Genomic DNA, 26679 nt, shown 5'->3' on the forward strand with positions numbered 1-26679 from the left:
GACAGTTTGTCACCTTACTAGGATGGCATGGAAGAATTTCGCTCCTTCTTTTGCATCCAGTCAAGGTGTCCGCGGATTTCTTGCATGCGTTCATTCTCTTCACGCAAGTCTGACTCAATTAAAGCAGTTAACCGCTCAATCTGTCCAACTACAGAATCAGGAAGCTCGACTTCTTCAAGTGATTTCACAATATAGAGTAAGCATTGCATGGTTTCATCCATCAGGCTCTTCTTTTTCCCTGTCAATACGACTTCGCTCAAAAAAACAAGGTGATTCAACTCTTTTTGCGTTAATTTCAAGAGGAACAACCCCTTTCTTTTTCCATTATCCAACATTTTACGACAACGGGAAAGACTCTCTTGACATTCATAACTATAACATTTATGATTACAGTAAATTGTTACAATGTTGTATACAGTTCACCATACTATTACCAATGACTTACACGCATGCTTTTGGATGGATGAACAACAATAGAAAGAACTTATTTAATATCCTTGGAGGGATCCGTAATGAGCACACAAGTACAAAATGAAGTTTTGAAAGTAATTGAAGACCGCCATTCCGTTAAGCAATACCAAGCTGGGCACACAATGCCAAAAGCTGATCTTGAACAAATTCTTACTTCCGCTTCCCTAGCACCTTCCTCATGGAATCTTCAACATTGGAAACTTCTCGTTATCGACGATCAAGCTCAAAAAGAGAAATTACTTCCAATCGCTTATGGTCAAAAGCAAATCGTTGAAAGTTCCGTTGTTATCGCCGTTCTAGGTGATCTTGAAGCGAACAAAAATGCGCAAGCCGTATTCGGTCCTGCTGTTGCTGGAGGCTTCCTTCCACAAGCTATGATGGATACTCTAGTTGCACAAATCGAAGGCGCGTACCAATACCCGCAAGTTGCTCGTGATGAAGCGATTCGTAATGGTTCTTTGGCAGCAATGAACTTGATGCTTGCAGCGAAAGCACTAGGCTATGACACTTGCCCAATGGGTGGCTATGATGCTGGTAAATTCGTAGAAGCTTTCAATGTTCCTGCACGTTATGTACCTGTTATGTTGATCAGCCTTGGTTTGGCAGCTACGCCAGCACGTTCTGCAGGTCGCCTACCATTAGATCAAATTACAGTTTCTAACTCTTTCTAAAATGAATAGATGAATCAAAAGGCATGACTCTCATGTTAGGATGAGAGATCATGCCTTTTTTTTGTGCATGTTAATTAGTGATATTGTTCGGTTTCGAATAATATTTCGTCGATCAATTTATTCCGATAAAGCATAGATAAATTGAAGGTTTCGTATTCCTTCTCTTTATCTAGCTCATCTAACAGCAAAGTCGCAATTAATTCCCGATCATCGGAATCTCCAGGCTCACGAAAATCAATAAATCCTGTGAGCTGCCGCGAGCTGATATCCACCGTTGCGGTTCCTATCGGCAAACCACCATAGGATTGTTGATAAATCTCATACGATAACGTATCCATATCGTCTCTGACCAGAACAATGGAATAGTCATCGCTCGTTGGGATCCACATATCATCTTCAGACTGAATGTCATCGACCAAATCCAGCATATCAATATGCGTTAACTCCACCGTATCGACCGTTTCTCCATTATAAACCATATGGAACACGAACGAATCTGTTTGTTCCTCGTTGAAATCTGCCACCATAAGCTCAGTGACAATGTCCATCTCTTCATCAAACGGATCAAATTTCCAAGTAATATCCCCGATTACCTCTGATCCATAGATGTGCAGGATCGCTTCGGCAATCAACTCTGCTTCCTTATCATACACGTGATACTCTACACTGCTCCTGTTTTCGTTTACGATAACGAGCTCATATCCTTGTTCTTTCTTACGTTCCTCCAGCATCTCAAGCTGATCCGAGGAGAGTTCAGATTCCCGATCATCATCCAAGCTGATATCTTCCCTTAACCACGAATAGTCCAGCTCATCATCATGTAAGAGATCTACACTGGAGATAAAATCCTCTTGAAACGTTGTTGGCTGAACCGCATGCTCCGTCACAATCACGAAATCATAATCACTATAGCTGACGGTTACCTCACACTCCACGATTCCAAGCGCATCAATCACATCCTGAATATAGGACTGTGCAAAATCATAGACTGCCTGCTTATTCACAATCGTAATGGATTGCTGCTCCAGATGAATCGCGCCTTTGAGACGATCCGATTCCCTGTAGACTAGCGTTAACGTACCGACAAACTCCCCATTGTACATAATATCGCAGACTTCGCCGCCTGCTGTTTTCAGGTCGGGTCTTAGCATAATATCGGCCACGACTTACTCGCCTCCTCTACAGATCTTGTGTCATTCTTCTGTAGCATGCCCATTATCGACCAAAATATGAGTAATCAGGATATTCGTCTATACACTTCTGCCCCCACTTACATATCTTATCTTATAACACTCACCACACGAAAGGAGGGAATGTCTATGTCAGGAGTTGTAGGTAATTCAGCAGCTGCAGTTTTAGTTCTTTTTATCCTTCTTGTTATCATAACTAGCGCATTCGTTATCTAATTCATAGTTGTAAAAAAATGAAAAGACGATCTCCTGCCCTTGAGGCATGGAGATCGTCTTCATTTGGGTTGCTGGTCAGCTTGATTCAGCCGTTGACGCTCTGTTTCAATGGAATTGAGCTTGGCTGTAAGTATCTCTGCAGCCCCTGGCTTCGTCTTATGACGCGAGAAGATTTCTCTAGCTCTAGACAACTTCCCAGATCGCATGGCTAATTCACCTAGCGACGTTGCCGCTTTCCACTCGCCAATGTGGTAATCTGCGCTCACGCCGCCGCGGTAATTGGGCAAGCTCGTCAGCGATTGCTTAATACTCACTTCCGCTAATTGCAGCAGCTCGTCCGCTTGCCTCATACGCACTTGCGCGAGTAAATAGTGCGCGTCAGGGAAATCCGGCGATTGCTCCAACGCTTTGTGGCAATAAGCTTCTGCTTCTGTATAACTTTTGCGCTGCAGCATGACCTGAATCAAGAGTCGGTAAATCTCAGGCATACGGCCAAATAAGGGAGTCTGGAGGCCTAAGCGTTCAGCTTCAAGTAAAGCAGTAACCGCTTGATCCTCAAGCCCGAGTCCGAGGGATTCACGGCCGTAGTACAACCAATGTCCTGGATCTTGAGGCTCTTCTTCAATCATAAGCTTCAGTAAACGGAGATTACGTTCCAACTTTCCTTTGCTTTGTAAAACTGACGGCTCATAGCCAATATGATCCAATCGAATTTTGACAGCTCTTCGGTACTTATCTAACTGATAAACACCTTTTTCCGTGGCGATTTGTTCATGTATACGCCCATAGTAACGAAGTCCTCGTTGCGCAGGAAACATCCGCACTTGAGAGAAATCATGCTGAATGGTTTCATTTATTCGATTCAAGTGCCAAATAATCAGTACTGGTATGATGTCCAAATGATTATAAATGCCTGCAACTTCCCTGATCGAATTAACATCATCTGGAATGAGAACTTCATCAGCATCGATCCATATGACCCAATCCGTTCGCACATGTTGTAGACCAATGTTACGAGCTGCGGCGAAGCTTTCCTCCCATTCAATTGGGACAACTTTTACCTTTGGATATTGTAAGGCGATCTGACGTGTATCATCTGTCGAAGAATCAACTAGTAAGATTTCGTCTACAGCCCCCTGTAATGCAACGATACATTTCACAATGTTCTCTGCTTCGTTTTGCGATAAAATTGCAGCAGTTACGGTCACCTTTGGGACAAATAAGAGTTCCTCGATGTCCTCCCGCGACTCACCTAGAGGGCTATTCTGCATAGACTTGTAAATGTTATTGACCCATTTAGCTTGCGGATCTAGATGCCACGCCCGGTCAAATACCCGTTTAGCAGCGCCCACCTGTTTTTGAAGGAGCAGCACTTCACCGAGCATCACCCAAAGCTGCCCGTCAAGGGGCGACTGTTTAATGGTTTGGAACAGCTCTGCCTCGGCTTCTTGAAGCTTGTTAGTTTGGATGAGCGAGATAATATGGTTATAATGGGACATTTTCTAGCCTAATGAATGGAATCTTGAAAATACGACTACCCCTCATCACTTCGCTTGAGTCTGGAATAATCGTTAATACAGTTCCATTGGGATTCACATTATCAAGAGTCAAAGCATACGCCCCACAGAAGTAAGGGCCATATGTTGCTGTTGCAACAGTTGTCATTGAAACATGATCCTCGAAATGATTCGTGAAATTATCCCAATTGTATTCGTAATCGGAGAAGAGGGAACTTAGGTTAATGGACTGAGACGAGCCCAAACGTTTAGGCTCAATCACGTCAACTACAATATCGTTTTGAAACCAGACTGTATTATTAATATCTTCATTAAGTACAGAATATAATTTCAATCTGGATTTGGTATTCGCTGTATTTCCAGCAGCAAATTTAATATATTCCCGTTCGTTTTCTTCATACTTGCTTGGTATTACAGCGTGAGTAATCTCTGATTGAGGTTGTTGAATATCTAATAAATACAGATCATCGTCAAACCAATCTTGTGTTTCGGTATCTACAGTGAAACTACTTTCACCAGCACTATTTGAAGCATAAAGCTCCATATTCTGCGGAATATTTTCATTAAATCCTTCGTATTCACTATAATGAAGATAAATAGTAGAAGGCAAAGATGGTGATAGCTGATTCAAATTGTCTTTTGCTTTCAAATGAGTTACATTGATGTCGCCGTTTACATCTGGAAAGATTGCATTAAGCCTAGATCTGACATTTTCGTATGACAAGATGTTCGTTGGTTGAGTAAAGGTAATTGGGTAGTTGTTTATTGTTTGACTATTACAACCAAACCCATTTTTAAAACTTACCTCAGCCGAATATTGAAGATTTTGAAAAGGTGCATCATAGAAAATTTCATTCAAATCAATTTCTGAATTTGATGCTAAGTTTAGTTCATTACCTTCCGTGGTTAAGTGTGATGCTAATGGATTATCTTTTATCGTGGGCACTAAGTTGTCTTTCACCTCAAGCGTGAAAGGTTGTGTTCCCATTACGCCACCACGACCATCAAGGGCAACAGCCGTGAACGTGCCTCTTCCTACACGAATACTCTCAACAATCCAACTATTATATTCTTGCTTGTAGACAAACTTAGCAACTGGTGGATTTTGTGGGTCATCACTATTTTCAAATACAATAACAGAGATAGCATCCCCATCTACATCTCTAAAAAATGAGCTTAATTCCAGCGTAGATAAATAAAAAAAGGAACCTAGTTCCAAACTACCATTCTGAAACGGAGTGTATAAATTTTGAGGATTCATGGTAGGCGAATGATTGCCTGCCACATTACCAGTGGAGTCTACTGGTCCAATTCCGCTAAGTAAACCTGCAGCTTCGCTTTCGGATGTACTATATTTAACATTTTTAACAACATCACTGATATCCAAATTTCTTTCTACTGTAGTCGTTGCATCATTAACAACCGTCACATTAAAGGTGTCGTGAAAAGTGTTATTATTCCATGAAACGGTGAAAGTCGCTGTTCCTACTCCATTTGGGTGAATTTTTAATAAGCCTTCCGCACTGTAACCTGGTTCGTTATAAGCAAATAAACCTGCATTAACATTACTATCAGAACTATTCACACTCGTTACTTTAAAGTCTTTGGCAATAGCACCATAAATAGCTTTCAAATCACGAATCGGAGTTGTTCCATTTAATGGGACGACTAGATCCCCAATTTTATCTATGGGGTAAGTTGTTGGTGGTGAAGAAGGATCGGCATAGGAAACACTTGGCACATTTAACAAAAATGGTGCAGTTATTAAAGCAGTACCAACCATAATCGCTGCAGTCTTCTCTTTTTTTGAATAAAGCTTCGCTTGCTTCGTCATAAATTCACATCCATCGCCTATTATTCTTTCTCTCATTCTACCATAGGCAAATTCTACTAAAAACCCCTTAAACGACAAAAAACCTCAAAAATCGAGGTATTTTGTCTAAATTCTATTGAAAACAATACTTTTGAATCGCTTCATGTACACCTTCATTATTATTGGAAGAAGTCACTGCATCCGCGGCCTCTTTCACATCGTTAGGTGAGTTCTCTACTGCGATCCCTAACCCTGCAAAATCCATCATTTCCAGATCATTATAGTAGTTACCAATGGCCATAATTTCTTGTGGTTCAACCTCTAAAGTAGCAGCCAATGCCTTTAATGCGTTCCCCTTATTGGCCAGTGGATTCATGACATCAATGAACAAATCACCACTGCGAATCATCCTCAAATTCCCATAGAGCTTCTGAGCCTCCCACTCTTGTTGAACACGATCCAACACTTTAGGTTGAGCAAAAAGTGTAAATTTAACGATCGGCACACCAAGCTCTGAGACCGAGGTAACAAGTTTAGGGTTGATGAGGAACTTTTTGTACATCATCTTCTCATATTCGCCGACTCGTTCGATATACATATTGAAAGCTGTACACACATCGAAATGAATCCCTTCGCGGCGAGCGTAAGCCAACATCGTTTCTATTTCACTAATGTCAAAAGAAAACTCATTCACCAACGACTGCCCTCGCTCATCGGCATGCACAGTTACCGCTCCATTGTGCGTGATCATCGTTCCTTCCAAGCCCAATTGCTCTAGTATTGGCAATGTACTTACTGGAGCTCGTCCCGTACATAACACAATATGACAACCTTGATCATGAACTTCTTGAATCGTTTCAATCGTTTGATCCGTTAATTCGTGATCATCATTTAGCAGTGTTCCATCTACATCCAGTGCGATTAATCGATAGTTCAAGGTATTCGCTCTCCCTCGCTTTTTATCGACTAATTGTACCATAGGTGCAAGTCCAGTTCACCGCTTTTACAAGAAATATACCCTTATGCGAAAATGACTACTCCACTTATTGCACCCGATGTACGCCAACTGATTGTTGAGCATTCCCTATGATTTCGATTGGAATATCTTCTTTTTTTACAGTACCATTCCCATATGTAATCTGAAAATGAACCATTTGTGCCCCCCGCGGCAGCCCTTCCGTGAAGGATTGGAACCGACTATCGAATAACTCGCCACTATACATCGTGTCATCACCTAACTGGGGTAATAGTTCCTGTGAAATATACAGGGACTGACCGTCCAAACCAATCGTGTCGATCCAAGCGATAACCTCCTCAACCGAGGTGGATGCGCTCTGACTTTTCACCACAAATATCTCCCCAGAATAAAATTGTTTCGGAATTACTTGTGTTTGGTGCCCTTTCTGATTATGCAAAATCAACCAATTATCCGTGTACGTCACATCAGAGTTTATGGTCAAGGGCAATGCTGTGATCATTTTGACTACCGTTGTGGCAAGGATCCCATCCGTAGCGGTGAGTGTCACTTTGTAATTACCTGGCTCAATGAACTTTTGTGTGAAATTCATCGTTGTAAAAGTCCTTATAACCCCCTCTGGCCCCTCAACGGTCCATAAATAAGATAGCTCATCGCCATCAGGATCGGTCGAAGTATTAGTGGTCCACACCTCATCACCTTCCCATACAGGCTTAGGACTCCAATCAAAATCAGCCACAGGAGGTCGATTAATATATAACCAAGTTTGCGGAGAATAGTCTGACCAGATCACGCCATCAAATGTTCTCACCCGCACTCTTAACTTTTGTCCAGCAGGCAAATTGGCATTCACTTGCCAACTCCCCGTTGTTGAAGTCGTCCCTTGCCAATATGGACCAGAATCCAAGATCATGACGTTATTTGCTTCATTTGTTATTTGAATTTGAAAATAATGAAATGTCGTACCTGGATCAGGGTCAATCTGACGCCATTGTATAGCCGGAGTCAGTGTGTTAAGTATCGTTGGAGAAGCTTGCGTACCGTTTGGATCCAACATAGTTGCTACCGGCGGGCGATTGGTAACCATCCACCCCGTATTGGACCATGCGGAAGATTTGCCTCCTTCATCCCATACTCTAACCTGTACTTGATACAGCTCACCTGGAGTTAACGATGTATCAAGCGTCCAAGACCATGTAGTATTGACGGTATTTATAGATTCAACAATACATTCCACACAATTTCCCCACTGATCTTTCACCGAAATTTCAAATTGTGTAAAAAAGCTGCCCACATCTGAATCCGTCTGGTTCCATGATAAGGTGGGACTTAGCGAAACATAAGAAGGTGCACTCGCTGTTCCTGTAGGAAACGTTAGTGTGGCAGTAGGAGGATTATTAGGCAATGGAACGGTAATATTTATCTTAGCTTCGACAAAATCGCTCCAGGCACCATACTCGTCTTTCACTGCCAAATAGGCATAATACCAACCTGATTCTATAGGCCTCGATGGGAGGGTGGCTGTTGACATGCCCGAAGGTGAAACAAAATACGATATTCTTTCATAAATCCCTTTGTTTGCTGTATATCCGCTCTGACAACTCAAATCTGCATAGCAACGATCCGGATCGTATGAATTGTCTGTATGTCCGATCGTACCATCTCCATTTAAATACAGTGACAATCTCGCAATTGGCTTTCGGTGAACCGTCATGTCTGCATAAAATATCGGACTCCATTTACGATAAGCATGAAAGATATTGGATGGGTACAGGTAGTCTTGCTGGGGATCATCTATAACTTTGTAACCTATGTGATACTTTCCTACCTTCGTAAACACAGGTTTGGCAGTCGAACTCGTGTAATTCACTTCCAAGCCGGACTTATCATCGCCTGCATCCAAAAACATCGTGCTATCCGTCTGCTGAGTATTCCATTCTGTCAATGGAACAGCAAGGGGATCGTTCTCAGTGTCGGACACAACGGTATCATACTCAGCCGACTCATCTACAAGAACAACACCTAGGGTGGCGTCATCAGAAGCACTATCTGGATACTTTTCCGTAATAAGTGACTTAAATTCTGTGAATGCCACTTCTGTAAAAAGTCCAACATCCCCCTCTGTTAAAAAAGTGTTGTCGTTTAAGATGATGTATGGAACACCATTGACATAGACTTTAATTTGATTACCAATCGCACGTATTTTCAAGCTAACCCATGATGTTCCGACCGGGGTAATAGACTTGGTATCCAAATACGTCTTGTTTCCATGGACTATTTTTAATAGGGATACACGATTTGCGTCCACTTCCACTCGGTACATATTTTGATTATCTTGGATTCGGAAGGAGAGGCCAGCGGGCACATTTTGATAGGAACCGTTATAAAATCTAAACGAAGTGCTTAATCCCACATTTTTCATTAGCTTGTTATTTTGGAGTTGACCAATATTTCTAGAGACACCGTTCCCCATAATTACTTCTTTATAGGTTCCTGAGCCAGCGCCCTTGATGAAGCCCACTTGCGTAATTTTCCCACCACTATACACTAAATTTCCAGGAAATAACCTAGTACCTGGATACAGTGTAGTGTTAAGGGGAGTGTCCGTTCCTGAAAGAGAAATGCTCGTAACAGCAACCGCGTCAGCGGGTAAGGAAGTACCTATACTTACGCAACTGACATTTGAACTACTATCAAAAGTAAGCTTTAACACTTCCGTAAACCAGTTATCCGATACCATCCAATAAGCGTTGCTGCTATTCCAAACTTGTTTACGATACGTTGTTGCGTAATACACAATATCTGCATTATGTGTGTCTATAAACGTTCGCTTATGATACCCAGCCCCTCTAGTAATAGCTGTAAATGGTGTGGATGGTGCTGGACAGGACAAGGCGGTTATCGCCCCATCTTTCAGCATTTCTAATTTTGGAAGTGTGCCGTACGGTATACTTATCCCATTTTGATTATCATATACGAAGGCACTGCCAAGAGATGCTATTGGTGTAGGAACCGTGTTAGGGGAGGTAGAGTAAAATCCAGATGAAGTAGTTAACATCTTAGACGAGTAGTCTTGAAAGTTTATCCCGACATCAAATGTATAAGAGCCACTCCAACCTGTCATCGTATAAAATGGCGTTGAAGCATCATAGGACAATGATTTTGATTGTCTCACCGAGGGGTCCACATAATCTAAAACAATCGGAAAAACGGCAACTGATCCATCATTGTTTCCGATAACTCCCCGCCTCAACGAATGACCGTCCATAGCAAAGGTTACGCAAGCAACAGTCTTGTTACAAGTATAACTACCCGTTTTGACATGAGAGCTGTTGTAGCTATCGTAAAAGGTAGACCAAGTGTGAATATCATCATCATTGTCATCGTATGTTGTTAACGTTTCTATCGTATAATTGCCTGTTAACGGGTTGACATATATCCAAGTAGTACCCGTGTCCGTACCGTAGTGCGCTCCGCTACCTTCGCTGTCATTATTGTCATAATACTGTGTGTAACCGCCAGCTACTCGGGTAGTGGGTGTGATTATCTCCCAGTATCGGTAGTTGCCCGTGTCCTCATCACTACCATCATCCCACATGGTAGGGGACACTTTCAGTAGTAGATCTTTTAATAGGGGAATATTAGCGTAAGAACCAACGGATGGGACCGAAATTGAGCTTAGCGTGGTATAAGTAGGAGAAACCTCTTCAATCGTCTGATACGAGTACTTGTAAGCATTGTTTACGTCACACTCATTCAGAAATCCAACCTGTGCGAAAGTACACCGATTTGCTGGGGTAGCCAATAAATTCCCAACTGAGTTTAATCGGTAAAAATTAGGTACACTCACTTGGTCCAGTGTTGAAGCTGCGCTACGTATGAGGTCTGATGGTTTTAGTACCGAAACCTGTGGGACTGCAGGAACCGTATTTGTCCCCTTAACAGTAAAGGAAGCATCAGGTGCGTCATTCATCACTTGCACAGTAAATAAGGAGATGGCATTTTTTCCATAATCCTCTTCCGCGTATACCTGAAAGCAATAGGTTCCCACTTTAGTTGGGGTGAAAGTGAAAACTTGATCATTATTGGACACTTGAGTAAACCCGGTACAGTTACTATTGTTCAATTCATCGTATCCTTGCAAAACGCTATACGTAACAACATGATCTCCGTCAGGAGAATAGGATGTGTTCTTCAAAGTGTAGTCGACATTTCGTACAGCTGCTAGGGGCTTGTCAATCGTTGGTACCGGAGGATAGTCAGGGGTTACGGTGAGATGGTGGTTAGCAGGTTGGAGTGATTTTAGACCTGTATTATCGAAAACATGGAGGGATAAATAGTATTCACCAGGAGTACTATAGCTGGCTTGCCAAATGCCTGTTTTTTCATCCTTACTATGATCGATCGTTCTCCCTTGAACCGGGGAATAGGAACTACCAACCTCCAAGGCAGGCGCTAAAGTTCTATTTTCTTTCACCGTGTGACCACCCGTTATAACAGGTATTGGATTGGGAGGTACTACCGTTAAGTCACGACAATAGGTTGCACTTCGTTGGCTGTTGCTCGCTTTAATGCAGACTGTGTGCTTCCCCACCTCGTCTGTCAATATGCCGCTTAGTTGGTTGAATCTTATTGGTGATACAAGACTCTTTCTACCAGGTATGCCTGCTATCCAAGGCGTATCTCCAGTAAAGTCCCACTCATAACTAAAGCTGTAGTTTTGAACATCCTCGGCTTTGGTTATCTTTAATGCAACATTATCGCCTACGATTGCCCTAGTGATCTCAGTGCTGTAGTCATTTTCGAACCAAGAAAACTCAATATAAGGTGGTTCAACCGGTGGTGGGTTACCAATTGTGAAGTTGGTATTACCAATAGAACTCCAATTGCCACAAGTGTCTAGGACAGCTGCAAAAACTGAGATATTCCCCGATCCAATACCACCAAGATAATCCGGTCCCACATAAAAGAACATGGTCGTACCTTGCAGTTTTCCACTGACAACGCCATCGAATGATAAGTCAGGAGTTTTGTAACGATTACTGCTGCTGTCTTCAAAAGATATATAAAATCTTGAAGCCTTACAGCTTGGATCAGTGTCATTAACTTTGACATATGCAAGGTTGTTTGACTTCCAAGGAATGTATGCTTGATCCATGGTAACTGTTCCTGTTAGTGTGCCACCTCCAGTAGGTACGCAGCTAGCGACAGGGGTGATTGTTTTGTTGCCGATGTTATTGGTTGTTGGGGGTTCAGAGATTGTGTCATTGGAGTCGACATGTAAAGTTATAGTTTTGCTTGAGTTGAAGGTGTAGGGCACAGTTTCGGTAATTGGGGAGTTTGTAGATAAACCGGATGAGTAGGTGAAAGTCTTGAATACTACGCCATCCGCTGACAGATTCACGTTAAAGGAGGTACCACTGGGGATGCTCACGCCAATGTTCTGGAACTTAATCGTGATGTTTGTGCTGACACCGGTTTGGACGCACGAGGCAGTATCGATGGACATGAAAGCTAGGTCTGGTTGAACTGGAGGGGTGTAGGTGACCGTTATGTAGGTTTGATATTTGTATGTGTCCCCTTTCCAGAGACCAATGGCGTACATTTGATAGTTGCGTAGAAGACCATAGGGGCCAGCGGACGCAATTTCTTTAATTTGCTCGTCTGGTACATTACCACCATTGGATTCGCTGTCACCGAGCTTCATCATGGTGCGTATCATTCCCTGACCGTCGCTATTTCCTTTACCAACAGAAAAAGGCTCTGCACCGTAGTTGGATTTGTACTTCTCATAGTTATATATTTCAATGGAGCTTTGATTGAGCTTATCACCATCTTTGATATTTGCGCCAGTTCCCAGGATATTTGCATCATTTGCAATGATAAACCAGCTATTTGGTCTATCCACCTCATAAGCAGTAGTTACTGCGTAACCATCTTTATTACAATCATAAACCATATCCCCACTAGCAAGATGACCTGGTTGATCATCTATTAAATATAGGGGTGAGTTACATGAATAACGTAAATCTGGTCCAAAATTATCTGGATCACTGTAATCATAGTCTGGACCTGCATATCGTTTCTTCCCCCAGAGTGGGATAATACCCGGATACTCGGAGGGTGAACCACTAACTCCGCTAAACTCCACTGGGAAAGGACTTTTCTCTCCGTTATGCTCCCATATATTTCCTAATGGTTGTCGATAGATTTGATGCATAGGTTTCGTTTCGGATTTACCGTAAACGGTCGTTTTTGCACCACTTAATGCAGTAACTTTGATCGTACTTCCAGAAAAAGTAGCAGTAGAAAAACGATCTACTCCATTATTGTTTAATTTTACATCCTTAATAGTTCCAGATACAAAAGTGCTTATATCCCTGTCAAAACTTTTTGTATCAGATGCTGAGTACTGTGCATCAACAGATGATTCAGAATAAGTTCCCAATTCAAAATTGTAATATAGTTTTTTTGTACTTGAAGCTTGTGCACCACTTTGATCAAAAAAAGGTAACAATAGCTCAAGAAATAGCAATGAGAGCATTGTACGACTGATAAGATATTTCATAAAAACAACAAGCCCCCTTATTTGGTCGCGAGCTTGATATGCTTACCAAGTATATCAAAACCGAATTCCTGTAATACTAGACTCTTCTTCCCGGTATAAGCCACAAACCCTGATTGAACTTGTGGTATATCAAAGAAAAACCATCTGTTAAGTTGATTCTCTTTTTTCAATAATAAGTAGTCGGTCGAATCAAGTAATGTTAATAATTGATCTGGCTGGAAATCTCTATTCTTATTAACCCCAGAGTCATCGACAGTAACTGTGAAGTTCGCCAATACAACAACATTTTTTGTTGCGTCCAATGTTTTATCAAAAGTTTTCATATCGACTAACAGCATATAAGGATCTTCTGGATCTGCTGGGTCGGCAATAATCAACTGATTCAACTTCACCGTCACGCCAGTTCCATAGGTCCACACAGTGCCAATTTCCTTCGGATTCAAACCCAACATCGTCCCAACATTACTACCCGTTTCACCGATCTCAGCAGCACTTACAGCATACTTATCAACAGGCAACTTCTCCCCACGTTTAGCAGCTAGAATACGCTCAATCACAGTCACCGCTTGCGCTCGTGTCGTCTTCCCTTCAGGTGCCAATTCACCGCCACTCAAACCGTGAATAAGTCCTAACTTGGTAGCATCCATAAAATTACCATTGGAGGTTTTGTCCACGGACTTCGTTGCAATGACAGCCATTTCTCCTCTTGCAATTGGGACCTTGATATCGTCCGAATAAAAAGCTGAGCTAAGCACACCTTGATCTTGCAGCTCTTTTATATATACTTTGTACCAATTATCACCTTCAACTGTAACAAGAGGCTTGCTTTTTGTTGCAGCAGCAACAAGCTTCACAAACTCCGCTCTCGTTATCTCATTGTCCGGTTTAAAACTTCCATCCTCGTACCCATCCACATATCCGCTCTTCACAGCGCCTTCTATTGAAGCTTTAGCCCAGTGAGTTGAAATGTCCTTTAAACTAGTCACAGCCACAATGTTTGAAGTGGTTATCGGTGAATCCGCAGCTGTTGTCATTGATTGAAAAACGGTAATTACTAAAGCAATTGAAACTAAAATTAAAGATTTTTTCAACATATTTCTCCCCTTTTTCTAAATCATCTCTGAAATTTCGACAAACCAATTATTGGTAGTATCTCATCTCATATTTGTAAATGTCTACCTTTTTTTACTTTAAAACAGCAAAAACCGCCCATACATCGCTCAAACGAGCAAGTTCTGGACGGTTCTTCCGCACAAATAAATTCATTAAAAAGAAAATACCATATTTTAGTATTTTTGTATAGTTAATTTTGATTCTCGTTAGCTTTTCGTAAGGCTGCAAGCTCTTCGGGGCTCAATTCTCTGACTTGACCCAAGGCCAAATTGGGATCCAGCGCCAGTGGGCCCATCGAAATTCTTTTCAGAAAAACAACTTGCTTGCCAACGGCTTGAAACATACGTTTCACCTGATGGAATTTGCCTTCCATAATTGTTAGTTCAATTTCAGAAGGGATTCCCGCAGCTTCATTGCCAGTCTGTAAAATTTTTAAATCACCTGGCAACGTTTCGTAGCCATCATCCAAGGTCACACCTTGACTAAATGCTTCACGATCAGCTTCGGTCACTGCCCACTCTACTTTGGCGAAGTAGGTTTTCGGAACGTGCTTACGCGGTGATAGCAGGTTGTGGGCTAATTTCCCATCATTTGTGAGCAAAAGAAACCCCTCTGTATCCTTATCTAATCGGCCCACAGGGAATACTTCGAACGGATCATATGCCTCGTCCAAAAGATCAACTACCGTGCGATCCCGATTATCTTCGGTTGCCGAAACAACCCCTTGCGGTTTGTTCATCATAAGATAAACGAACTCGCGGTAAGTGACGACTTCTCCATTCACGGTAATGTTGTCCTTATCTGGATTCACCTGCATACCGCTGTCTTTGACCTTCACACCATTGACATGAATGGCGCCTTCTTTGGCGAGCCGCTTAATCTCAGAGCGTGTGCCAACGCCCACATGGGCTAATATTTTATCTAGTCTTTGTGTTTGTTTCATGACCTTTTAGGTCCACCTCCAACCGGGCGGATATTCGTTCTTCAGCATCCCGTCGAGCCATTTGCCCCAGCCGACGGGATGGCCGTCAATGCAGACCAGGCAGTAGCCTTTGGCTGCCTTGGTCTCTTCCGGATCGCGGAGAATCTCGCTCTCCGCGACTTCGAGCGTCTCGCCCTTCAGGTACCGAAGGGCTCGCTCGTCGCTCGAAGCCAAGCTCAGCGCTCGCTTGGCTTCGCGCAAACGCAGTCCCATGGCTAGCGCATGGGACGGTTCAAATCGGCCGCGGTGCAGCGCGCCGATGTACCAGCCAGGCCGCACGACTTTCAGTCCGTGCAGCTCGGGCAAGCCCGCCGGCGACGCGTACGCGTGCTCGCCGTAACAGACAAGCCGCCTCAGGGCGAAAGGCTCGCTGCGCAGCAGCTCACCAGAGAACGCCTCCAGCGGCTCCAAGCTCACCCCCGTGCTAGGCGGCGCCTCAGCACGGCCCTTCCCGCGTAGCGCCTGACGGCCGCTACGCTTTCCTGCTGCCGCCACAAAGTCGGCAGCCCCCGCACTCGCTTCTGCACTTGCACTTTCACTTGCACTTGCACTCGCACTCACACTTGCACTTGCACCCGCACTTACACTCGAACTTTCCCCTACACCTTCCCCCGCACTTCCCCCAACACTCCCCAAAACCGCCAAAAAATGTCCCTCACCACGCAATTTATGCGGCCACAGCCTCGCCGTCCCAGCCACAGCAGCCTTTGCCCTTGAACTGTAGGCATCCGCCTCACACCACGGTTCTCTTAACCAATCTGGCCGTCCAGAACTGAATCCCTCAATCGGCACGACATCAAACGCAGGATGCTTGTCCAAAAACTCCGCAATCTGCGCCTCATTCTCCTCTGGTGAGAACGTACAGGTCGAATACACAATCCTGCCTCCAGGAGCCAACATCACCGCAGCTTGTGCCAACAATTCTCGCTGCATCGCAGCAAATTCCTGAACAGAATGACGTTCCCATTGTCCCATCATTTCTTCTTCCTTGCGGAACATCCCTTCACCTGAACAAGGCGCATCAATCAAAATTTTATCAAAATACCCTTGGAAAGCAGTCAACATCCGCTCCGGTTTTTCATTCAAAACAACAGCATTACGCACGCCGAGCAGCTCTAGATTTTTAACCAAAGATTTGACTCGATCTGAATGGATATCGTTGACAACTAGCACACCTTCGCCTTGCAGCTTCGCGGCTATCTGCGTCGATTTCCCGCCTGGTGCTGCGCACAAATCAAGAACCCGCTCCCCTGGTTTTATCCCAAGCAGCTCCACCGGTGCCATCGCACTCGGCTCTTGGATGTAATAAAGACCAGCATGGTAATACGGATGCTTACCTGGACGTTCTCCTTCTTCATAATAAAACCCCTCAGGAACCCAAGGTACAGCCATCAGATGAAATGGACTTATCTCCAAAAAATCCGCGCGCTCCACCTTCCCCGTGTTTACCCTTAATCCGAATACTCGTGGTTCATCATAGGAAGCAAGAAACTGCTCGAATTCCTCTTTCCCCAGTAAATCAATCATTTTCTCCCTAAAAAGGGGAGGTAGCTGCTTCGCCATTCATCATCTTCGCTTTCTATATAAAATCCCATATGATCAGACAGTTTGTTATTTCCATGTTACGGTGTAACGGTATTATAGCTGAGTTGTCACGAAACAGCCAATATTTTTACGAAATCCTACAGGATATGCTATACTTTTTATAGAAGATAGTAGAAAGTAGACATTATAAAGAGGTGCATACATGAAGAAGCTGCTTATTTATTTAGGCATTGTAGTTATTTTATTCGGTGGTTTATACTTCGTTAATCAGCAATCTACTAAATCCTCGGACAAAGCGAATGCTGGAAATCCTTACGGTGTTGCCGCATCTAAGTTAAATCCGGAGACCGTGAAGCAGCTGAATGATCCGAACTATCAGAACTTAATTTTACCAACTGATTTGGATGCAAGATTGAAGAACAAAGAGACTTTCTTCCAATACTATTATGCGTCAACTTGCCCACATTGCAAAGTGACCACACCCGTTCTAGTTCCTCTACAGAAAGAACTAGGTCTAGACGTGAAGCAGTTTAATTTAGAAGAGTTCAAAGATGGCTGGAATAAGTACAAGATTGAATCCACACCTACGATTGTCTATTACAAAAATGGTGTAGAAGTAGATCGCATTGTTGGCGGAGTACCAGAAGCTGGATCTACAGTCGGCAATACCCCTGAAATATTCAAAGCCTTTTTCCAAAAGTATAAAGGTTAATGCCATTAATTAATGTAACCTACAAAAGGACTTCTTCACCCAGTGGTGAGAAGCCCTTTTTTTCTTTTCAATCATGCTCTGTACTTGCCGGTGGGTCCAACCTCAAATCATCCAGAAGATCCAATAGTTCTTCGTCCATAATCACAATATCCAAATCATAAGGAAGAAATGGCTCCTCTTTCAATCTCAACAGCTTCCCCAGATAAACCTCACTATCCTTCACTAATAGACCAAGATCGATGCCTAACGTATGATCAGGATAGGGAGCCAGCTTGTCTAACCCCGCACTAAACAGTTTAATAGAACCGCTCGGATTGCCATTCAAATGATGATAAAGGCCTACTGCAATTTGCAGCAGACCTTGATATAACGGATTTCGGCCTTCCTCTAGCCAAAGCTCCTCCATCACTTCATGACATTCGAAATAATCCCGCTGATCGTTAAAATAATACAGAAAAGCGACATACAATCGGTCATATTCGCTCATGGGTTAGCTATTATCTCCTTTTTTAGCTCTCGATATAGCAGCCTCGACATCAGCAGATAAATCACTAAGTCCTTCTTCTGTTTCCCAAATCTCATTGAATCTCAATTGGAACTGCGCAGCTTCTCTTACGCGATGATAGAAATACAATTCTTGTATATTGCTCAGAACACGGTTGATTAGATTAGAATTATCTTCAAACATCCGTTGGGAGGCCATAATTTCGCCTCGAATACTAGACATTTCCTGATCCAATAGATAAGCTGCTTCAGCCGCTTTGCTCAATCGTGCCCGAACCTCAACAGGTAATTGCTCTTTATATTTATAATTCAAAGAATGTTCAATCGTCGCCCAGAAATTCATAGCTAGCGTCCGGATCTGAACTTCAGCCAGAATTTTCTTCATGCCTAATGCGGTTTGAACAGGATATTCAATGATTATATGAAAGCTTCGATAGCCGCTTGGCTTTTTATTCGTAATATAATCCTTCTCATAGACAACACTCATATCTTGTCTGCTGCGGATGAGTTCAGCAAGTGTTTCGGTATCTTCTACGAATTGGCACATAATACGAATACCGGCGATATCTTCAATGCCTGACTCTAATTGATCCATGGGTACGCTCAAACGCTTCGCTTTCTCTAGCACGCTTGATATTTTTTTGACACGTCCCGTTACAAATTCAATCGGTGCGTACTCTTCACGACTTTTGAGCTCGCCACGTAATGTTTTGAACTTTACTTTCAACTCTTCCACTGCTTGCTCATAAGGCAGTAGAAACTTCTTCCAGTCTCGTCCATCCATCCATGTATCCTCCATCCTGAATGAAGTTAGTGCGAATCTACCCCTATTGCCTGGGAAATATGTGTGAAGCCATCTTTCTTCAACAATTCTTGTAGCCCTTTATTTATGCTTCCTAACAGACCTGGTCCCTCGTAAATTAATGCCGTATATACTTCAACTAGGCTTGCTCCTGCGCGGATTTTATCATACGCATCCTGCGCGGTAAAAATCCCGCCAGCCCCAATAATCGGCAGCTTGCCATCCGTTAATTGATACACACGTCGAATGACATCTGTTGAGCGTTGTGTTAGTGGCAACCCACTCAGTCCGCCCGCTTGTTCACGATTAGCATGGCGTAAGCCTTCTCTACTTAGCGTGGTATTCGTTGCGATGATCCCAGATATTCCGCTTTCCTTAATGATCTGTACAGTAAGAACAAGCTCATCATCCGTTAGATCTGGTGCAATTTTGACAAGCACAGGCTTCGCGGCCCCACCATGCTTCTTATGCTGAACTTGCATTTCATCGCGCACAGTAGACAACAGGCGTTTCAAATCATCGCCATGTTGTAAATTACGCAAATCAGGTGTATTTGGTGAGCTAATGTTAACAACAAAGAAATCACCATATGTATATAACGCTCCAATACAAGCCCGATAATCTTCTTCGGCTTGTTCGTTTGGCGTTGATTTATTTTTACCTATGTTTACTGCTACTGGAATCGCTCGTTTACCTGTTTTCTCAAGATTATGTGCCATCTCAGCTGTACCTACATTGTTGAAACCCATGCGGTTAATGAGTGCTTTGTCTTCGGGAAGACGGAACAAACGAGGCAGCTCATTACCTGATTGTGGTTTAGGTGTAATCGTACCTACTTCCATAAATCCAAAACCCAATTGTGAAAAACCTTTAACTGCTTTCGCATTTTTATCAAGCCCTGCAGCAAGGCCGACTGGATTACCGAAGTGTAATCCCCATAATTCCTGAGTTAATTGCGGTGATTCTGGGACCCCATACATGGATTTAAGCAGTTGCTTGCCCCCTGGTAAATTCCCTACAACACTAAGGCCGTCAATCGTTAAATGATGCGCTTTTTCCGGATCCATTCGGAACAAAACGGGCTTGGCTAACTTCTTATACAGCATGTCCTATGCACTCCGTTCTCTAAGTACTCTAACAGTCAGTTTAGCTGACAATGTAGAAATATGCAATCCACTCGAGGCCTTAAACCTCGTATTCACACAAAAAATCCCTGCTCCGCGAAGGTTGCAAGGGAATGCGCTCTAGCTTATTAATTTCTTCTTACACTTCAGTACGCTGCAGCAAGCGCTCCAAATGCATCGTTAAGTATCCTGTCTCATCGTCAGGCACTTCTAATTGCAGAGAGTCACTTAGCATTAATGATAAAACCTTTGCCTTGACGTACGTGTCGCCGTATTCTTCTTTGATTTTGGAAAGGAGTGAGTTTTGAAGAGTTTTCTTTTGCTTAACACGTTCAATTACACCTTTTAAATGGCTGATAAAACGAAGTGTTGAGAACGAATCATCGAAATTAAAGCCTAGTTCCTTCGCAGATTCGATCGTTTGAGAGACCACTCTGACAACCGCTAGAGAATCCGATGCTTGCTCTTTCTTACGTGCACTGTTGAAATGCATCGTTAAGAAAGCAACCTCATCCTCAGGCAATTTCACGTCCAAATGTTCATTCAAGAATTCGACAGCTTTCTTTGCAACCTTATATTCCTCAGGGTACATGTAACCAATTTCATAGGCAAATGGATTCGTAATGAAGATCCCGCGTTTCTGCCGCTCCACCGCAAAGTTAATATGATCTACGAGCGAAGCATGGATCGTTTCTGAGAAATCGCCTTCCAGCATGCTTTGTGCGTAGGCAATGACTTCTTCAGTGATCCCGATAATTTTCACATCTACGGCATTTAGAATTTGTTCATAGTTCTTCAGAACTTCCGATGTATGTAAGAGAAATTCTTGTGTGATTTCACCCTCAGCAATCATCATTCCCGGTGTTTTCTTGAATCCGATTCCCTTGCCAAATGCAATAGAGTTTTTCCCTGAGCTTAAATGCGCCATCACCACGTTATGGGATAGAACATGTATGATCGTCCGATCAATCATAAGACACCTCCGCGTTCTTAGGCTTGTCCTGATTACTTCTCATTTTGTACCTAGCAAAGGTTTAATGCTTTCACGAATTTGTTCCGACTCTGTCCCAAATACAACATGAACGTTGCCTTTTCCTAGACGAATGACACCAATGGCACCCAATTCCTTAAGCTCGTTATCTTTCACAAGTACCTCATCTTTCACGAGAAGGCGCAGTCGTGTAATACAAGCATCAATGGATATAATATTAGAAGCTCCGCCAATATGGTTGAGAATACTTGTTGGGCGATCCTCCGTGGAAGGCTTCTCATCCGAAGTTTCTACTTCGACATTGTGCTCAACGTCATCCTTACTTGATACTTTCATCGGAAAGAAATGTAGATAGGCTCTAAAGGTTATAAAATATAGAATGAAGTACACGGCTCCAATGAGTAATATCCAATATGGATTCGTCGCTAAGTGCCAGTTCAGCACGAAATCAATAAAGCCTGCCGAGAAGCCAAAACCCATTTTCACTTGAAGCATATTCATGATCAGCATCGAGAAGCCCGTAAGTACCGCATGAATCACATAAAGACCAGGGGCTACGAACATAAAGGCAAATTCAATCGGTTCTGTAATTCCTGTTAGAAAGCTTGTTAGTGCTGCTGTTAGCATCACTGGTGCTACAAACTTCCTTGTGGTTGAAGAGGTGCTTCGCACAACAGCAAGGGCTGCTGCTGGCAGTCCGAACATGATGACCGGATAGAATCCTGTCATAAACATCCCTGCTGTGGGATCCCCCGCGAAGAAGCGTGAGATATCCCCATGTACCATTTTGCCTGCCGGCGTAACGAAATCACCTATTTGAAACCAAGCGATATTATTAATGACATGATGGAGACCCGTAGGAATAAGTAGTCGATTCATTAAACCGTAAATGAAAACCCCTACGTTTCCGTTATCTACAATCCATAATCCAATTTCGCTTATCCCTCGCTGCACGGGAGGCCAGATTAGCCCAACCAATACACCAAGAAAAACCATAACTAGAGATGTCACAAGTGGAACAAACCGTTTTCCGCCAAAAAAACCAAGCGATTTAGGTAATTGAATATGACTAAATCGATTGAAGAATGTGGCAGAAAGCATCCCCACCAGCATACCGCCAAGCACGCCTGTGTCCAGTGGCTCTGAGCTGCCTGAAACCATTTGAAAATGTTTAAGGACGTTATCAAAAACCAGATATCCAACGGCTGCCGCTAACGCAGCAATGCCATCTCCTGAAGTTAATCCAATCGCTATCCCTATTGCAAAAATAAGTGGCAAATTATCAAAAATTGCACTTCCACCTAGCTCGAAAATTTGAGCTACATGAACGAGGAATGGATCATTAAAAGACATTTTACCTATTCGAAGAAGAATGGATGCTGCCGGCAGCACCGCAATAGGGATCATAAGTGATCTCCCCATCTTCTGAAATGCATACATTACACTCATCAGATTCACCTTTAGCCCACAAGTTTGGCCGTTCCTTGTTTGCTTTTACCTATCCCCATTATAGTAGAAAGAACACCCTCCCGAAAGGATAAATTCCTCTTGGTTAAGGTGTTTTTTCTATGCATTGCCATATACAGTTATTTCACAGCTCCTGCCGTAATCCCACTTGCAATTTGGCGTTGATATATCATATACACGATCAAAGTCGGCAATGTTGTGATTAGCAATCCTGCGAATAATGGACCCCATTCAACACGGTATTGCATCTCAGCTTGCATAACAGCCAAACCAATTGGAAGCGTGTACTTGGTAGGCTCGTTCGTTAGAACAACCCCTAGGAAGTATTCATTCCAGTTATTCAGCATGTTAGTTATCATAACCGTGATAAGACCTGGCTGTGACAATGGTAACATAACCCGGAAGAACGTGCCATAGTGAGAAGTTCCATCAATAATCGCAGCTTCTTCAATTTCTTTCGGCAGCGATTTGTAGAACCCAACAAGCAAGAAGATCCCGAAAGGCAAGTTGAGTGCCGCGTAGACGAGGATTAACCCCAGCCAAGTATTAATGAGGTGCAAATCATTCAACAAGAAGAACAATGGAATCAAAGCAAGCGCGAACGGAATCATCATGGAAGAGATATAGATCGTTAGAAGAACTTTATTCCCTTTAAAATCGTACCTCGCCAAAATATAAGCCGTCATCGCTGCAAGGATCATACCCAGCAGCGTACTTCCTACCGTCACCACAATGGAGTTCAGGAAGTATGTACTGAAATTGTATTTGCTCCAAACATAAGAGAAATTGGACCAGAGTAACGGGAATTTAGGCAATGCCCACGGGGCATTTAAGAAAAATTGTTCATTATTTTTGAGCGCATCGAGCAATGTCCACACAAGTGGATAAAGAACGGCTACACTCCATATGATCAGAATGATCCAAACTAACATTTTCGCTAATGGATTTTTGATAGCCATACGATGGTTTCCCTCCCTCAGTATCTTTGTCTATGATGACTTTAGTGCATTTCGATTGTTTCTTGGCGCATGATACGTTGCAAGATCAGTGTTGTAATAAGTGACACGATCAGAATCATGACTCCAATGGCTGCACCATAACCGAAATGATACTGTTGAAAAGCCATCCGATACAGATAAGAACCCATAACTTGCGTCGTATTATCGGGTTGTCCGCCATTGGTCATTAACTGAACAATAACGAAGGAACCGTTGAGTGTAGTAATAACGATGTTAACGATGGAAACCTTAATCTGCTCCCAGATGAGCGGCATGGTGATATGGCGGAATTGCGACCATTGACCGGCTCCGTCTATATTAGCTGCCTCATAATAAGAAGCAGGAATATTCACGATTGCAGCAATCATTAGGATCATGTAGAAGCCGATACCTGCCCAAATTGTAGGGGGTAGAAGCATCCAGATCGTGTGCTGTGGAAATCCTAGCCAAGTAATATCAACTTTCTTTTCTGTGAAGAGAGACAAGAAAGCATTCAAGAAACCGATTTGCGGATTGTAAATGAAATTCCAAAGTACGCCGATAACAACGACTGAAATGACATTCGGGATAAAGAAGATAGCTCGGAAGAACCCTGAACCCTTCAAGTTAAATCTTGTTAACGCAACGGCGAAGAAAGTCGCCAGGATCATAATCCCAATAACTTTACCCACTACGAGGAAGTAGTCATTTCCAATTGCTCTAAGTACAATCGGATCTTTGAAAAGCTCAACGAAATTGTCAAACCCAATAAACTCGCTATTTTCAGACATTCCTGACCAATCATAAAACGACTTCTGTAACGCCTGTATAACGGGATATATCGTAAATACGCAGAAGAATAGAAAAGTCGGAATGATGAATGAAGCGATGAACAAATTCCGTTTCAGCTTTTTCGCGTTGGTCTTCATTCTATCGTCACCGTCCTATCATTAAAATGGCGGAGAACGCCATAGGCAGCTTTGCCTTTGAAGTTCTCCGCACTGCTTCATTCAGTTCCTATTTCTTTTGTTTTGCCACAACATCAGTTACACGAGTAACCCATTGCTCTGGTGTAATTGTTCCAATTGTCAAAGCAACTGTTGCATCTTGCATTGCTTTATCAACGTCAGCAGCGAAGGAAACTGTTGGTACTACCACAGTGTCAGGTGAGGACAAGAATTTCGCAGCATCCTTAACGAAGTTAGGCGCTTTGGAAGAAGAAATGTCACCTTTAACGTTGGAAGGAGCACCACTTAGCTCAGCCCATTGAGAAGCTTGTGTTTTGGAGAATACGAATTGCATAAATGCTTTTGCAGCATCTTTGTTTTTCGCTTTTTTCGCGATACCGAAAGTAGCTGTGGACGTGTTAGCTACAACTTTTCCACCTTTATCTTGTGTAATGGATGGAATGAAACCAAAGTCAAAGCCGCCAGGAACGTCTTTCGCCATTTCGTTTGGTAACCATAGACCGTTCGGGATGAATGCGTCTTTGTGTTGTAGGAACAAGGATTGGGAATCCGTGTGGTTGATTTGTACGGATGCTTTGTCGATGTAGCCTTTATCACGCATTTGAACGATTTTATTTAGACCTTTGATGATTGCAGGGTTTTTCCAAGCTTCAAGATTGTTTGTGGACATATCTTGCAGCAATTTGTAGTCATTGTTGTTCGCAGATACGATCGCTGGAAGCAATACGCCACCGTTGATGTAGTACGGATATTTACCAGTGTGGATGAATGGATTAATGCCAGCGCCTTTGATTTTCTCACTTACAGCCAAGAATTCTTCGAAGTCTTTTGGCTCAGCCCAACCTTTGTCTTTGAAAAGAGCTTTATCATAGAAAATACCCCATGAGCTCATTACGAAAGGAATGTTGTACGTTTTACCGTCAAACAATTGTGGCTTTTGAGCTAGCAAATCAATGATTTTCTCGCCATCAACGTTTTTAGCGTCTTTAATCCAGTCAGTCAAATCTTCCAGCTGTCCGTCTGTCACCATTTGACGGTCGAACAACTCAGGTCCATCGATGTATACGAAATCAGGTGGGTTACCAGCGATCCAACGGGGTTTCATTTGTTCGTTGATTTTTGGTCCCGCACTTTCTTTAATTTTCAAATCAGGGTTTTTCGCTTGGAAATCAGCAATAACTTTTTTCCACCATTTGTCGCCGTATCCGCCAACAAAGTATTGGATTTCAAAATCACCAGTAAGTTTAGTTGAAGCTGCTGCAGTAGGAGCTGCTGAAGCTGCCGTTGTTGGAGCCACAGATGCTGCTGGTTTTGTTGTTTCTGCTGGCGTGGATTTTCCGCAACCTGCAGCTACGAGTGCCATAGATGTTGCCAAACCAATTGTTGACCATTTTTTCATGTTCATGTGATCATCTTCTCCCTTTTTTAATCATCTAATTATTTATTGGTGAAACGTGTACCCGATAGTTAAACTTCGTCTTAGTTTGCGCTACCAACCCCTTTCATGATTCATATTTTGGGAAAAATAAAAAGGGCATAGTTATAGAAGAAGACTTGCATTTCTTCTAATAACTAATGCCCTTACGGTAACATGTTATTAAAACTGACATATTCAATTGTTATCGGTGTTTCGTGTGATTAAATCTTACAATAAAATGACATGAACGTCAATACTTCTTTTTCAAACCGCTCATTTTTCTTGTTCGATGAATCCGCTTACTTATGATATGATAGAATCATCTCGTTTAATCCTAATGGAAAAGGTGATTCTTATGGCCAAACGCAAACCAGTAGCCGCTTCACGCAGACAGAAAAATGAAGTTAATATGAAAGCCATTTACTGGACAGGATCGATTTTCTTAGTGGTTATCCTAATCATGGCTTTACTGCTCATTTTGAACAATTGATTTCGTTAAAGTGATTGAAAACTTCACATTTCGAATTGTAATCGCTTTCTGTTTTCTTGTCAAGAAGAAAACTTGCAGTATTTTAAATCGTACTGTAAACGCTCTTTTTCTGAACTTACATACAAATTGGTTTCGTGTAAACACAAATAAGGAGAGGCAAGCTTC

General features: G+C 42.7%; 20 protein-coding genes. 3 read left to right on the plus strand and 17 right to left on the minus strand.

Annotated elements, in window-relative coordinates; genetic code table 11:
• Positions 1–17: 17 nt before the first annotated feature.
• Positions 18–299, minus strand: a complete 282-nt coding sequence (locus AC58QG_RS11895) for a hypothetical protein (protein WP_497362254.1) — start codon at positions 297–299, stop codon at positions 18–20.
• Between the two features lie 213 nt (positions 300–512).
• On the opposite strand from AC58QG_RS11895, the gene AC58QG_RS11900 reads away from it, so the two are divergent.
• Positions 513–1142 carry a nitroreductase family protein gene (locus AC58QG_RS11900; RefSeq protein ID WP_497362255.1) on the plus strand — a complete coding sequence of 210 codons (630 nt, stop codon included), beginning with the start codon at positions 513–515 and terminating at the stop codon, positions 1140–1142.
• Positions 1143–1216: 74 nt separating this feature from the next.
• Here AC58QG_RS11900 and AC58QG_RS11905 read toward each other — a convergent pair whose 3' ends face one another.
• The 8 genes from AC58QG_RS11905 to AC58QG_RS11940 all read right to left on the minus strand — a co-directional run bounded on the left by AC58QG_RS11905 (position 1217) and on the right by AC58QG_RS11940 (position 17080).
• The gene (locus AC58QG_RS11905; RefSeq protein WP_497362256.1) at positions 1217–2305 is read right to left on the minus strand and encodes a hypothetical protein; all 1089 of its coding nucleotides are present in this window, start codon (positions 2303–2305) and stop codon (positions 1217–1219) included.
• 302 nt (positions 2306–2607) lie between these two features.
• Entirely contained in the window at positions 2608–4047 is a 1440-nt protein-coding gene (locus tag AC58QG_RS11910) for a glycosyltransferase (protein WP_497362257.1), read from the minus strand.
• Complete coding sequence (locus AC58QG_RS11915; RefSeq protein ID WP_497362258.1) at positions 4034–5899, minus strand: hypothetical protein; 1866 nt, start codon at positions 5897–5899, stop codon at positions 4034–4036. The genes AC58QG_RS11910 and AC58QG_RS11915 overlap by 14 nt, the downstream gene beginning before the upstream one ends.
• A gap of 112 nt (positions 5900–6011) precedes the next feature.
• Complete coding sequence (locus tag AC58QG_RS11920; RefSeq protein WP_497362259.1) at positions 6012–6815, minus strand: Cof-type HAD-IIB family hydrolase; 804 nt, start codon at positions 6813–6815, stop codon at positions 6012–6014.
• Positions 6816–6921: 106 nt separating this feature from the next.
• Positions 6922–13074: a glycoside hydrolase family 78 protein gene (locus AC58QG_RS11925; RefSeq protein ID WP_497362260.1), complete on the minus strand. Its 6153-nt coding sequence runs from the start codon at positions 13072–13074 to the stop codon at positions 6922–6924.
• A 365-nt stretch (positions 13075–13439) separates the two neighbouring features.
• The gene (locus AC58QG_RS11930; protein WP_497362261.1) at positions 13440–14516 is read right to left on the minus strand and encodes an S-layer homology domain-containing protein; all 1077 of its coding nucleotides are present in this window, start codon (positions 14514–14516) and stop codon (positions 13440–13442) included.
• A 209-nt stretch (positions 14517–14725) separates the two neighbouring features.
• Positions 14726–15478: a pseudouridine synthase gene (locus AC58QG_RS11935; protein ID WP_497362262.1), complete on the minus strand. Its 753-nt coding sequence runs from the start codon at positions 15476–15478 to the stop codon at positions 14726–14728.
• A gap of 6 nt (positions 15479–15484) precedes the next feature.
• The gene (locus AC58QG_RS11940) at positions 15485–17080 is read right to left on the minus strand and encodes an RsmB/NOP family class I SAM-dependent RNA methyltransferase (RefSeq protein WP_497362263.1); all 1596 of its coding nucleotides are present in this window, start codon (positions 17078–17080) and stop codon (positions 15485–15487) included.
• A 184-nt stretch (positions 17081–17264) separates the two neighbouring features.
• Here AC58QG_RS11940 and AC58QG_RS11945 point away from each other — a divergent pair, with 184 nt between their 5' ends.
• Positions 17265–17774: a thioredoxin family protein gene (locus AC58QG_RS11945; protein ID WP_497362264.1), complete on the plus strand. Its 510-nt coding sequence runs from the start codon at positions 17265–17267 to the stop codon at positions 17772–17774.
• A 67-nt stretch (positions 17775–17841) separates the two neighbouring features.
• On the opposite strand, the gene AC58QG_RS11950 is transcribed toward AC58QG_RS11945, so the two are convergent.
• From AC58QG_RS11950 to AC58QG_RS11985, 8 genes are all read right to left on the minus strand, one after another.
• Positions 17842–18261, minus strand: coding sequence for a DUF309 domain-containing protein (locus tag AC58QG_RS11950; RefSeq protein ID WP_497362265.1), 420 nt, complete (start codon positions 18259–18261; stop codon positions 17842–17844).
• A 3-nt stretch (positions 18262–18264) separates the two neighbouring features.
• On the minus strand, positions 18265–19062 hold the full coding sequence (yjbM, locus tag AC58QG_RS11955; RefSeq protein ID WP_497362840.1) for a GTP diphosphokinase: 798 nt from the start codon (positions 19060–19062) through the stop codon (positions 18265–18267).
• A 26-nt stretch (positions 19063–19088) separates the two neighbouring features.
• On the minus strand, positions 19089–20186 hold the full coding sequence (locus tag AC58QG_RS11960; protein WP_497362266.1) for a quinone-dependent dihydroorotate dehydrogenase: 1098 nt from the start codon (positions 20184–20186) through the stop codon (positions 19089–19091).
• A gap of 157 nt (positions 20187–20343) precedes the next feature.
• A complete protein-coding gene (locus AC58QG_RS11965; RefSeq protein ID WP_497362267.1) occupies positions 20344–21177 on the minus strand; it encodes a PRD domain-containing protein in 834 nt (277 codons plus the stop codon).
• Positions 21178–21216: 39 nt separating this feature from the next.
• Positions 21217–22635, minus strand: a complete 1419-nt coding sequence (locus tag AC58QG_RS11970) for a PTS transporter subunit EIIC (RefSeq protein ID WP_497362841.1) — start codon at positions 22633–22635, stop codon at positions 21217–21219.
• Between the two features lie 146 nt (positions 22636–22781).
• Entirely contained in the window at positions 22782–23621 is an 840-nt protein-coding gene (locus tag AC58QG_RS11975) for a carbohydrate ABC transporter permease (RefSeq protein WP_236285801.1), read from the minus strand.
• A gap of 41 nt (positions 23622–23662) precedes the next feature.
• Complete coding sequence (locus AC58QG_RS11980; RefSeq protein WP_057310671.1) at positions 23663–24568, minus strand: carbohydrate ABC transporter permease; 906 nt, start codon at positions 24566–24568, stop codon at positions 23663–23665.
• An 88-nt stretch (positions 24569–24656) separates the two neighbouring features.
• Positions 24657–26012 carry an ABC transporter substrate-binding protein gene (locus AC58QG_RS11985; protein ID WP_497362268.1) on the minus strand — a complete coding sequence of 452 codons (1356 nt, stop codon included), beginning with the start codon at positions 26010–26012 and terminating at the stop codon, positions 24657–24659.
• A gap of 367 nt (positions 26013–26379) precedes the next feature.
• Between AC58QG_RS11985 and AC58QG_RS11990 the strand changes: the two genes are divergently transcribed.
• Complete coding sequence (locus tag AC58QG_RS11990) at positions 26380–26514, plus strand: hypothetical protein (RefSeq protein WP_497362269.1); 135 nt, start codon at positions 26380–26382, stop codon at positions 26512–26514.
• Positions 26515–26679 lie beyond the last annotated feature (165 nt).

The sequence above is a fragment of the Paenibacillus sp. J22P169 genome (assembly GCF_059691995.1).